Genomic DNA, 11,490 nt, shown 5'->3' with positions numbered 1-11,490 from the left:
ATCGGGCAGGGTGAGCGGGGCGCTGACGGTGGATCGGGTGTTGATGACGACTCCCGGAAGGGCCTGGACGGGGACTGCGGCCGATCGGCCAACGGGTGAATGGTCCAGACCGTAGCGGCTGTGCGGGCCGGCCCGCCAGAGCCACCGGCCGGCCGGCGCCGATCGAAGCGGAACGGCGCCGGGCCCGGTCCGACCGTTCCCGCCGCACGCGGCGGCGGCGGTCGGACCAGCTCTAGCCCACCCGGCGGGTATCGGGTGTGTCGCGCCGTCAGCTCCCGGCCCGCCCCCGCCGCGCGCCCTAGCGTGACCACCCGCAGGCCGCCACCGGAGGGAGAGCCGTGCCGAGACCACGTCACCGGGCCGCACTCGTCCTGGTCCACTTGCTGACCCTGGCCCTCGCCGCCTGCGGCAGCGGCGCCGACGGGGGCGGCGGACCGGTCACCCTCGACTGGTACAACTTCCCCGACGACTCCGGCGCCCTTCAGCAGGCCGCCGACTCCTGCGGCCGCGACTCCGGCGGGCGCTACTCGATCCGCTACAACAAGCTGCCGCGCACCGCCGACGGCCAGCGCCAGCAGCTGGTGCGCCGGCTCGCCGCGCACGACGCCGGGGTGGACATCATGGGCCTCGACGTCACCTGGGCGCCCGAGTTCGCCGAGGCCGGCTGGATCCGCGAGTGGACCGGCGCGCTCAAGGAGCAGGCCGGCGCGGACACTCTGGCCGCCGCGCTGAAGACCGCGACCTGGAAGGACCGGCTGTACGCCGTCCCGTACAACTCCAACACCCAACTGCTCTGGTACCGCGACGACCTGGTCCCCACCCCGCCGCGCACCTGGGCCGAGATGCTCGGCATGGCCGACGCGCTGGCCAAGGCCGGCAAACCGCACTTCGTCGAGGTCCAGGGCGCCCAGTACGAGGGCCTGACGGTCTGGTTCAACACCCTGGTGACCAGCGCCGGCGGTTCGGTGCTCACCCCCGACGCGACCGCCCCCTCGCTCGGGCCGCCGGCCGTCACCGCCGCCGGCGTCATCCGGGACCTCGCCCACTCCCCCGCCGCCGACCCCTCGCTCTCCAACCAGATGGAGGACCAGAACCGGCTGGCGATGGAGTCCGGTTCCGCCGCCTTCGAGCTCAACTACCCGTTCGTCTACCCGGCGATGAAGGCCGACCAGCCCGAGCTGTTCCCGCACTTCCGCTGGGCGCCCTACCCGGCCGTCCTCCCGGACCGCCCGGCGAGCGTGACCATCGGCGGGATCGACCTCGCGGTCGGTGCCTACAGCCGGCACCCCGAGCTGGCCCAGGAGGCCACCCTCTGCCTGCGCAACCGCGACAACCAGCTGACCAACGCGCTCAAGGGCGGCTTGCCGCCGTCGCTGCGCAGCCTCTACACCGCCGCCGAGCTGACCGACAGCTACCCGTTCGCCGCCGACGTGCTGGCGGCGCTGGACTCCGCCTCCGTCCGGCCGCAGACGCCCGCCTACCAGAACGTCTCGATCGCGATCTCGCACGCGCTCTCCCCGCCGTCCGCCGTGCAGCCGGAGAGCACCGTCTCCGCGCTGAACGGCCAGCTCAGGGACGCGCTCGGCTCGAAGGGGCTGATCCCGTGACCAGGCCGCCCACCCGCCCCGCGACAGCCCCGAAGGGCCTGTCCGAGGGCTCGCGCCAGGAGCGCCGGCTCGGCTGGCTGCTCTGCGCCCCGGCCGTGCTGGTGATGACCGCCGTGACGGCCTACCCGGTCGGCTACGCCGTCTACCTCTCCCTCCAGCGCTACGACCTGCGCTTCCCCCAGCAGGCGGAGTTCGTCTGGTTCGGCAACTACGCCGCCGTGCTCTCCTCCCCGTTCTGGTGGCAGGCGCTCTGGGTGACGGTGCTGATCACCGCCGTCTCGGTGGCCATCGAGCTGGTGCTGGGGCTCGCGCTGGCGCTGGTGATGCACCGGGCGGTGTTCGGCCGGGGCACGGTGCGCACCGCCGTCCTGGTGCCGTACGGGATCGTCACCGTGGTCGCCGCCTACTCCTGGCAGTACGCCTGGACGCCGGACACCGGCTACCTGGCCGCGCTGCTGCCCGAAGGCAGCGCCCCGCTCACCGACCACTGGCAGGCGATCGGGCTGATCATCCTGGCCGAGGTGTGGAAGACCACGCCCTTCATGGCGCTCCTGCTGCTGGCCGGTCTGGCGCTCGTCCCCGGGGAGACCGTCCGGGCCGCGATGGTGGACGGCGCGACCTTCGGCCAGCGGCTGCGGCTGGTGATCCTGCCGCTGATGAAGCCGGCCATCCTGGTCGCCCTGCTCTTCCGCACCCTCGACGCGTTCCGGGTCTTCGACAACATCTACGTCCTGACCGGCGGGTCCAACGACACCGGCTCGGTGTCGATCCTCGGCTACGACAACCTCTTCACCGCGCTCAACCTGGGCATCGGCTCGGCGATCTCGGTGCTGATCTTCCTCTGCGTGGCGGCGATCGCGCTGGTCTTCATCAAGGTGTTCGGCGCCTCGGCGCCCGGTGGCGGGACGGAGGGCCGATGACCTCCCGACGCACGCGCGCGGCGGCCGGCTGGGGCGTCGTCAACCTGCTGGTGGTGCTCTACGCGCTGTTCCCGGTCTGGTGGATCGCCGCGCTCTCCTTCAAGGACCCGAGCACGCTGAACGACGGCGACTTCGTCCCGCGCAAGTGGACGCTGGAGAACTACCGCGGCATCTTCCAGACCTCGGACTTCACCCGCGCGCTGGTCAACTCGATCGGCATCGCCGTCATCGCCACCACCATCGCGGTCGTCCTCGGCACCATGGCCGCCTACGCGGTGGCCCGCCTGCGCTTCCCGGGCAAGCGGCTGCTGATCGGGATGTCGCTGCTGATCGCGATGTTCCCGCCGATCTCGCTGGTCTCGCCGCTGTTCAACATCGAGCGGGTCCTGGGCCTCTTCGACACCTGGCCGGGCCTGATCATCCCGTACATGACGTTCTCGCTGCCGCTGGCGATCTACACCCTGTCGGCGTTCTTCCGGGAGATCCCGTGGGACCTGGAGAAGGCGGCGAAGGTGGACGGCGCGACGCCCGCGCAGGCGTTCCGGCTGGTGATCGCGCCGCTGGCGGCGCCGGGGGTGTTCACCACCGGGATCCTGGTCTTCATCTTCTGCTGGAACGACTTCCTCTTCGCCATCTCGCTGACCTCCACCAACGCCGCACGGACCGTCCCGGCGGCGATCGCGTTCTTCACCGGCAGCTCGCAGTTCCAGCAGCCGACCGGCTCGATCGCCGCGGCGGCCGTGGTGATCACGATCCCGATCGTGGTCTTCGTGCTGCTGTTCCAGCGCCGCATCGTGGCCGGCCTCACCGCCGGCGCCGTCAAGGGCTGACCCCCGAAAAGCACCCCGCAGGAAGCGTCCCAGGAAGGCAGGCAGGGCATGGCCGAGATCGTCCTCGACGGCATCACCAAGCGCTACCCGGACGGCGCGGTCGCCGTCCACGGCATCGACCTGACCGTCGCGGACGGCGAGTTCGTGATCCTGGTCGGCCCCTCGGGCTGCGGGAAGTCCACCACCCTCAACATGATCGCGGGCCTGGAGGACATCACCGAGGGCACCCTGCGGATCGACGGCCAGGTGGTCAACGACCGCGCCCCCAAGGACCGGGACATCGCCATGGTGTTCCAGAGCTACGCGCTCTACCCGCACATGAGCGTCCGCGAGAACATGGGCTTCGCCCTGCGGCTGGCGAAGACCGACAAGGCGGTGATCGCCGCCAAGGTCGAGGAGGCCGCCCGGATCCTCGACCTGACCGAGCACCTGGACCGCCGGCCCGCCAACCTCTCCGGCGGCCAGCGCCAGCGGGTCGCGATGGGCCGGGCGATCGTCCGCGACCCCAAGGCCTTCCTGATGGACGAGCCGCTCTCCAACCTGGACGCCAAACTCCGGGTGCAGATGCGCACCCAGATCTCCCGCCTCCAGCGCCGGCTGGGCACCACCACCGTCTACGTGACGCACGACCAGGTCGAGGCGATGACGCTCGGTGACCGCGTGGTGGTGCTGCGCGGCGGCGTCGTCCAGCAGGTCGGCGCGCCGCAGCAGCTCTACGACGAGCCGGTCAACCTGTTCGTCGCCGGGTTCATCGGCTCACCGGGGATGAACTTCCTGGACGCCACCCTGGAGCAGGGCGTGCTGCGCACCGCGCTGGCCGACCTGCCGGTGAGCGACCGGCTCCGGCAGCGGCTGACCGCGGCGGACGCGCCGCGCGAGGTGGTCGTCGGGCTGCGGCCCGAGCACTTCGAGGACGCGGCCCTCCTGGAGCACCCGCACGGCGGTCGGACGGCCACCGTCGCGGTCGAGGTGCTGGAGTCGGTCGGCTCCGACGTCTTCGCGCACTTCACGGTCGAGGGCGAGGCGGCCGTCCCGGGTGCGCTGGAGGAGCTGGCCGCGCAGCGGCGGGACACCGGCGCCACCGCGCGCGGGCGCGAGGTGGTGGCCCGGATCGGCACCGACACCCGGGCCGCCGAGGGCAGCCCGCTGGAGCTGTGGATCGACACCGACCGGCTGCACGTCTTCGACCCGGTCTCCGGGGCCGCCCTCAGCCACGCCGACCGCTGAGCGCCTGGCCGGGCCCGCCGCCGGGCGGCCCGCGCCGACGTGCCGAAGCGGGTGATCCGGGCGATCATGGGGAAACGCGCATCGAAAGGTGGAATGCGATGTTCCAGCTCCTGTGGATTCTGCTCATCGGTTTCGTGCTGGGTGTTCTGGCCAAGCTGATCCTGCGTGGCCCGCAGGCGATCCCCTGGTGGTTGACGATGCTGCTCGGCGCCGCGGGCGCCTGGCTGGGCAACGCGGTGGCCGGCTGGGTCGGCGTGCGGCACACCTCGGGCATCGACTGGATCCGCCACATCCTCCAGCTCGCCTTCGCCGTCGGCCTGATCGCCCTGGTCGCCCCCGCCTGGAGCAGATCGCACCCCAGCCGGTAGGCACCCGGAAGCCCGCCGGCGGGCACCCGACACCGCAGCCGGAGGGCACACCCGGCACCCCGGCCGCGGACGACACGTCCCGGACCGGGATGCCGGCCGGCGGCCGGACGGCCGCGGCCCGGAGCACCGGTGGGCGGTGCGACCGGGCACGTACGACCGCGGCTAGACTCGCCCGACCGAAGTGGACACCTGTCCGGTCGGCTGCGGGCGCCGGCGGCGCGGCACCGGCCGGGGATCGCGCGAGGGACAGAACATGGTCGAGGCCTCCCCCAAGGTCGTTGTCGTCGTACCCACGTACAACGAGCGGGAGAACCTGCCGGTCCTCGCGGGGCTGCTCGCTGACCTGAAGCTGCCCGGTCTGCACCTGCTGGTGGTCGACGACAACTCCCCGGACGGCACCGGCGAGGTCGCGGACGGGCTCGCTGCCCGGGCGCCCGGCACGGTCTCCGTACTGCACCGCACCGAGAAGGACGGCCTCGGCCGGGCCTACGTCGCGGGCATGACCCGGGCCCTGGCGGAGGGCGCCGACGTGGTGGTGCAGATGGACGCCGACCTGTCGCACCCCGCCTCGGTCCTCCCGGTCATGGTGGAGACACTGCTGGCCGACGCGAGCACCGCCGTGGTGCTCGGCTCGCGCTACGTGCCCGGCGGCTCGACCGCCGAGGAGTGGCCGTGGCACCGCAAGGCGCTGTCGGCCTGGGCGAACCTCTACGTCAACACCATCCTCGGCCTCGGCGTCAAGGACGCCACCGCCGGGTTCAAGGCCTGGCGCGCGCAGGCCCTGCGGGCGATCGACCTGCCCTCGGTGCACAGCAACGGGTACTCGTTCCAGGTGGAGCTGAACTACCGCGCCGTCCAGCGGGGCATGCGGATCCGCGAGGTGCCGATCCGGTTCGAGGAACGCGTCCAGGGCACCTCCAAGATGAGCCTCGGCGTACAGCTCGAATCGGCGCTCGCACCTTGGAAGCTGCTGCGCGAACAGCGCCGCCGGCCCTAGCACCGGGCCGGCGGCGTCGGCCGGACGAGCGGCTCTTTCGAGTGCCGGTGCGGTGGATCAGCAGTGTGAGCTGCCAGGACGGGGAAAGAAGGGCGGCATGGCCCTACTCCCGGAGACCTTCGCCACCACGCTGCGCCGCGGTGCCCGACAACCCTTCGTCGTCCAGACGGTCCGGGCCACGGTGGCCGCCACGCTCTCGTACGTGGTGGCCACTCGACTGAGCAGCGAGCCGGCGCCGCTGACCGCCCCCCTGACGGCGCTGCTGGTCGTCCAGGTCACCGTCTACTCGACGCTGACCACCAGCATCCGCCGGGTCAACTCGGTGGTCGTCGGGGTGCTGATCGCGATCGGTTTCAGCTCGGTGGTCGGGCTCTCCTGGTGGAGCCTGGGCATGATCATCCTGGCCTCGCTGATCATCGGGCGGTTCGTCCGGGTGGACGAGTTCGTCCAGGAGGTGGCGATCAGCGCGATGCTCATCCTGGGCGTGAGCCAGGTGACCTCACAGGCCTGGGACCGCGTACTGGAGACGCTGATCGGCGCCACCGTCGGACTGCTGTTCAACCTGCTGTTCGCCCCGCCGGTCTGGATCGACACGGCGGGCGAGTCGATCGAGGACCTCGCCCGGCGGGCCCGGCACCTGCTGCTCGGCATCGCCGAGGAGCTCGGCGAGCCCACCCCCGTGGAGCGCGCGGCCGAACGGCTGTACGAGGCCCGCCGGCTCGACCAGGCCATCGCGGACGTCGACGGCGCCCTGCGACAGGCCGAGGACAGCCTGCGGCTCAACCCCCGGATCAGCGAGGGGCTGCTCTCCCGGCTGGTGCTGCGGACCGGTCTGGACACGCTGGAGATCTGCGTGGTGGTGATCCGGGTGCTGGCCCGGTCGCTCACCGACCTCGCCAAGCGGCGGGCCCCGGGCGAGCGGCTGTTCCCGGCCGACGTCGCGGTCGCGCTGGAGGAGCTGCTGAGCCACCTCGGCGGGGCGCTGGTGAGCTTCGCGGTACTGGTCACCACCCAGGTGAGCCGCAACGCCGAGGAGGCCGAGCGGCGGCTGACCTCCGAGCTGGCCGCCGCCTGGGCCAGTCGGGAGAACGTCGCCCATCTGCTGCTGCTCCGGGTGCAGGAGCACCCGGAGGCCTGGCAGCTGCACGGTTCGCTGCTGGCCGAGGTGGACCGGATCCTCGACGAACTCGATCTGGAGCACCGCAGCCGGCGGCTGATGGAGGAACTGGACCGGGCCTCGGTGGCGAACCGGGAGCGGTTCTCCCGGTTCGCCCGGCTGCGGAGGCTGGCCCGGGGCGAGCGGCTGAACCCGGGCCGGCTGCGGAGGCGGCGGGCGGCCAAACAGCGGGCCTGAGGGCAGCGGTCCTGAGGGCAGCCGGCCTGAGGGCCCCGGCGTCGGCCGGGGCCCTCAGGACCGACGCGGCGGTGGCGGTCTCAGCCCCGGGCGGCGTCGAGGAGCGGCTGGATCTCGATCTTCTGCATCCGCAGCATCGCCGCCACCACCCGGGCGGCCTTGGCCGGGTCCGGGTCCGCGATCAGTTCGGTCAGCACGCGGGGGACGATCTGCCAGGAGAGCCCGTAGCGGTCCTTGAGCCAGCCGCACTCGCTGGCCGCGCCGCCGTCGGCGGTGAGCTTGGCCCAGAGGTCGTCGACCTCCTGCTGGTCGGCGCAGTCGACCTGGAGCGAGATGGCCTCGGTGAAGTGGAACACCGGACCGCCGTTGAGGGCGACGAACTGCTGACCGTCGAGTTCGAAGGTGACGGTCATGACCCGGCCCGGCTCGCCGGGGCCGGTCTCGCCGTAGTGGGTCACGCCGGTGATCCGGGAGTTGGCGAAGACCGAGGTGTAGAAGCGGGCGGCCTCTTCGGCCTGGTCGTCGAACCAGAGGAAGGTGGTGATCTTCTGCATGGCCCGACGCTAACCGCCGGGCCGCGGCGGGCGGCCGAGCCACGGCCGGAGGTCACCGGTTCGGCGCCTCCGGCCGTTCCCACCCGGGCCCGGGCGGCGGCGGCGGGGTCAGTGCACCCAGCCCGCGTACCGCTGGGTGAAGCGCAGACCGGTGCCCGCCGTCACGACGACGTCGTAGCGGCCCTGCTTGTCCAGCGGCCAGGCCAGGTCGGCCTGCTTGCCGGGCTTGACCCAGACCGTCTGCGCGGTGCCCGCGAAGTCGTTGGGCACCGCGGTGAAACCGACGTCGGTCAGGCCGTCGTTGACCAGTTGGAGGCTGAGCCGGGAGGAGCCGCTCAGATCGGCCGTCACGATCGGCACACCGATGTCGTTCTGGCCGTCCTCACCGTCCCGGACGACGGTGCCGGCGAAGCGGCGGACGAAGCCGTCGGGGCCGTGGACCGTGAAGTCGTACCGGCCGTGCGTGGCGGCGGCGTCCCAGACGTAGGTGGCGGTGGCAGCGGGCGCCACCGTGTACGGCGTCCCGGCGAACGGGAGGACGATGTTGGGGTAGACGGTGTAGGGGAAGGCGACCGAGCCGTCGTTGCTCATCGTGCAGGTGACCTTGCCGGTCTTCCGGTCCACCTCGACGTCCGCCCAGGGCTGGTAGGGCAGGTGACGGTGCGGGCGCTCGCCGGGCTCCTGGACGGGCATCGACTGGGTGCCGGCGGCGGGCAGCACGACACCGGGGAGCGCCGCCCCCGCGTCGGCCTTGGCCATCAGCGCCACGGTGTCGGGCAGCTCCGGTATCGAGAAGTCCGGGGCCGCGAAGTCGAAGCAGCTTGTGAGGTCGCCGCAGACGGCCCGGCGCCAGGCGGAGATGTTGGGTTCGGCGACCCCGGTGACCTGTTCCATGAAGCGCAGGACCGAGGTGTGGTCGAAGACCTGGGAGTTGACGTAGCCGCCGCGTGACCAGGGGGAGGCGACCCAGAGCGGTACCCGGTTGCCGAGGCCGATCGCGCGGCCCTGGGTGAACTCCTCGGCCGTACCGGCCTCGGGGGTGGGCGGCACCATGTGGTCGAAGTAGCCGTCGTTCTCGTCGTACATGACGAGGAAGACGGTGTGCTGCCAGACGGCGGGGTTGGACATCAGCGACTGGAGGGCCTGGTTCACCCAGTGCGCGCCGTACGCCGGGCCGGCGTTGGGGTGTTCGCTGAACAGGTAGGGCGCGACCAGCCAGGAGACGGTCGGCAGGGTGGCGTCCTTGCAGTGGGCGTCGAAGGCCGCCGGGTCGAACCTGGTCATCGCGTTGACGTAACGCGGGTCGTCCTTCGGGAAGTTGTGGAACTGCTTGAAGTAGGACAGGGCGTTGTCGTCGTAGTCGCCCGTCCGGTCGTCCTTGCTGGGGTTGTGGTAGACCCGCCAGGAGACGCCGGCCGCCTGCAGCCGCTCGGCGTAGGTCGTCCAGTCGGCGACGGGGTTGTCGGTCACCGGGGTGTTGTCGATCCAGGGACCGGTGGTGCCGTCCCGTCCGGGGCCGGAGGTGCCCGTCCACAGGTAGAGCCGGTTGGGGTCGGTCGGGCCGGCCAGCGAGGTGAAGTAGGCGTCGCAGAGGGTGAACGCGTCGGCCAGCGCGTACTGGTAGGGGATGTCGGCGCGGGTGAAGTACCCCATGGTGCGCTCGCCCTTGGCGGCGATCCACTTGTTCATCGCGCCGTTGTTGATCGCCTGGTGACCGGTCGCCCAGTCGTGCGGGAGGCCGCCGGCGTTCTGCGCGTTGTACTTGGCCGTGTCCATCCGGTACGGCAGCATCGCGCCGCCGTCGGCGCGCCCGGCGTCGGGCTGGCGGAACACGTCGGTGCCGTCCGGGAACCGGAGGGCCTGCTTGTCACCGAAGCCGCGGACGCCGTTGAGGGTGCCGAAGTAGTGGTCGAAGCTGCGGTTCTCCTGCATCAGCACCACGACGTGCTTGACGTCCTTGATGGTGCCGGTGGGCCGGCCGGCGGCGGGAGCGGCGCTCGCGGACGCGGCGGGCAGGCCGGTCAGTGCGGCGGCGCCGGCGGCCGCGGTGGCGCCGACGAAGGAACGACGGGAGAGATCGGACATGGCGAACGGGCCTCTCGGGGCGGGGGAGGGAGCAGGACGGGGCGGGAGGCCGTCAGAGCTGGAAGGTGGCGACCGCGGCGGCGCTGTCGGAGGGCCACTGGTTGGCGGCGATCGCGGCCGGGTCGGTCCCGGTGGCGGGCCAGTCCGCCACCAGGGTGTGCGCCTCGACCAGCTTCAGCGGGCCGGCGTACAGCACGTAGTCGATCCGGTCCTGCGGCTCCGGCTCGCTGCCCCGCTGCTTGCGGACCGGCGACCAGGTGGCCCCGGGCGCCTTGGCCGGGTTCCGGTGCTCCTCCCGGAAGCTGTCGGTCAGTCCGGCCTCCTGGAGGGCCACCGTGACCGGCCAGTTCAGCGGGCCTACCCCGCCGTGGCTGGCCGCGGTGGCCGCCGTCCAGTCCAGGTGCGAGGGCGAGGAGAGCGCGCCGGCGAGGACCACCGGGGTGTGCGCGGCGGCCTCGGCGCGGACGGCCGCGGCGAGCGCCGTGGCCTGCTGGAGGCGGGCGGAGGCGCTCTCCCCGGCGGTCACCTGGGCAGCGCTCTGGCCGTCCTGCACCGCGTAGGGGCCGTAGTTCGCCTCGTCCAGGTGGGCGGCCCAGAAGCGGACGCCCCGGCCGCCGGGCAGCTGCACCGTCACACCGGCCGCGGGCAGCCCGGCGGTGACCGGGGTGACGGCGGACAGCGGGTAGCGGCTGAGGACGCCGACGCTGCCCGCGCTCTGGTAGGCGTACCAGCCGAGCGCGGTGGCCAGGCTCTGGGCGGCGCTGCCGGCCGTCTCCTGGAGGGCGAGCACGTCCAGGCCCTGGGCGAGCACCACCCGCAGCTGCTTCTCCACCGCGTCGGTGAAGGCCGCGCCGGCCTCGGCGAGGTTCCAGCTCGCCACCTTCAGCCGCAGCGGCCCTGCCGGGTCCGCCACCGGGATCTGCACGGTGACGGTGTCGGTGGCGCCCGCGCTGTCCTTCACGCCGACGACCACCACCTCCGGGTTCTTCGGCGCGGTGGCGGGCGCGGTCCCGGTGAGCGTGCCGTCGGAGCCGACGGAGGCCCAGGCCGGGCCGCTGATCTTGCGGAACGCCGCGGTGCCCGCCGGGTTGCCGGCCGGCCGGGACCAGAGACCGCCGAGCTTGACCGAGACGGCGCCCCCGGGCGCCACGGCCGCGGTGGTCAGCGCGTCGACCGCGCTGTGCGGGCGGACCACGGCGGGCTTGGGCCGGAAGGTGAAGGGCGCGGTCTGCGCCAGGACGCCGTAGCCGTCCTTGGCCAGCAGGTACGCGGTGTACGGGCCGCCGGTCAGCGCCGAGGTGTCGAGCTGCACGTCCCCGGCGGCGGCCGGGGTGTACTTCCAGAGCAGCGACGAGCCGGTGCCGGGCTTCCTGCTGCCGTCGTAGATGCCGACCCAGTTCTTGGCGTCCGGGGCGTCGGTGCTCCAGTGGAGGGTGAGCCTGTCGCCTTCGACCGGGTTGGCGGATGAGCTGAGCGTCAGGGCGCTGCCTGCGGCCACGGTGGTCCTGTCCGCCGCGCCCGGGCGACCGGTCCGCGGGAGGGCACGGC

General features: G+C 72.6%; 10 protein-coding genes. 7 read left to right on the top strand and 3 right to left on the bottom strand.

What is annotated here, in order from left to right; translation table 11 throughout:
- The first annotated feature begins 338 nt into the window (after positions 1-338).
- From ABZ495_RS06370 to ABZ495_RS06340, 7 genes are all read left to right on the top strand, one after another.
- Positions 339-1,607, top strand: coding sequence for an ABC transporter substrate-binding protein (locus ABZ495_RS06370; RefSeq protein WP_359807174.1), 1,269 nt, complete (start codon positions 339-341; stop codon positions 1,605-1,607).
- A complete protein-coding gene (locus ABZ495_RS06365; RefSeq protein WP_359834688.1) occupies positions 1,604-2,527 on the top strand; it encodes a sugar ABC transporter permease in 924 nt (307 codons plus the stop codon). The genes ABZ495_RS06370 and ABZ495_RS06365 overlap by 4 nt, the downstream gene beginning before the upstream one ends.
- Positions 2,524-3,357 (top strand): carbohydrate ABC transporter permease, encoded by an 834-nt coding sequence (locus ABZ495_RS06360; protein ID WP_329491346.1) that lies wholly within the window; start codon positions 2,524-2,526, stop codon positions 3,355-3,357. Before ABZ495_RS06365 ends, ABZ495_RS06360 begins: the two co-directional genes overlap by 4 nt.
- A gap of 48 nt (positions 3,358-3,405) precedes the next feature.
- Positions 3,406-4,584: a sn-glycerol-3-phosphate ABC transporter ATP-binding protein UgpC gene (gene ugpC, locus ABZ495_RS06355; RefSeq protein WP_329491345.1), complete on the top strand. Its 1,179-nt coding sequence runs from the start codon at positions 3,406-3,408 to the stop codon at positions 4,582-4,584.
- Between the two features lie 98 nt (positions 4,585-4,682).
- Entirely contained in the window at positions 4,683-4,952 is a 270-nt protein-coding gene (locus ABZ495_RS06350; protein ID WP_329491344.1) for a GlsB/YeaQ/YmgE family stress response membrane protein, read from the top strand.
- 253 nt (positions 4,953-5,205) lie between these two features.
- Complete coding sequence (locus tag ABZ495_RS06345) at positions 5,206-5,949, top strand: polyprenol monophosphomannose synthase (protein ID WP_359834686.1); 744 nt, start codon at positions 5,206-5,208, stop codon at positions 5,947-5,949.
- Positions 5,950-6,046: 97 nt separating this feature from the next.
- Positions 6,047-7,303 (top strand): aromatic acid exporter family protein, encoded by a 1,257-nt coding sequence (locus ABZ495_RS06340; RefSeq protein WP_359834684.1) that lies wholly within the window; start codon positions 6,047-6,049, stop codon positions 7,301-7,303.
- An 80-nt stretch (positions 7,304-7,383) separates the two neighbouring features.
- Here the strand turns inward: ABZ495_RS06340 and ABZ495_RS06335 are convergent, their stop codons facing one another.
- The 3 genes from ABZ495_RS06335 to ABZ495_RS06325 all read right to left on the bottom strand — a co-directional run bounded on the left by ABZ495_RS06335 (position 7,384) and on the right by ABZ495_RS06325 (position 11,440).
- On the bottom strand, positions 7,384-7,857 hold the full coding sequence (locus ABZ495_RS06335; protein WP_352295268.1) for a VOC family protein: 474 nt from the start codon (positions 7,855-7,857) through the stop codon (positions 7,384-7,386).
- Positions 7,858-7,965: 108 nt separating this feature from the next.
- The gene (locus tag ABZ495_RS06330; RefSeq protein ID WP_359834682.1) at positions 7,966-9,942 is read right to left on the bottom strand and encodes a phosphocholine-specific phospholipase C; all 1,977 of its coding nucleotides are present in this window, start codon (positions 9,940-9,942) and stop codon (positions 7,966-7,968) included.
- 52 nt (positions 9,943-9,994) lie between these two features.
- Positions 9,995-11,440, bottom strand: a complete 1,446-nt coding sequence (locus tag ABZ495_RS06325; RefSeq protein WP_359807159.1) for an endonuclease/exonuclease/phosphatase family protein — start codon at positions 11,438-11,440, stop codon at positions 9,995-9,997.
- Positions 11,441-11,490 lie beyond the last annotated feature (50 nt).

It is taken from the genome of Kitasatospora sp. NPDC005748 (assembly GCF_040630735.1).
GTDB lineage: Bacteria > Actinomycetota > Actinomycetes > Streptomycetales > Streptomycetaceae > Kitasatospora.
The sequence above is the reverse complement of the archived record's forward strand: the minus strand, read 5'-3'. Positions and strand labels throughout refer to the sequence as shown.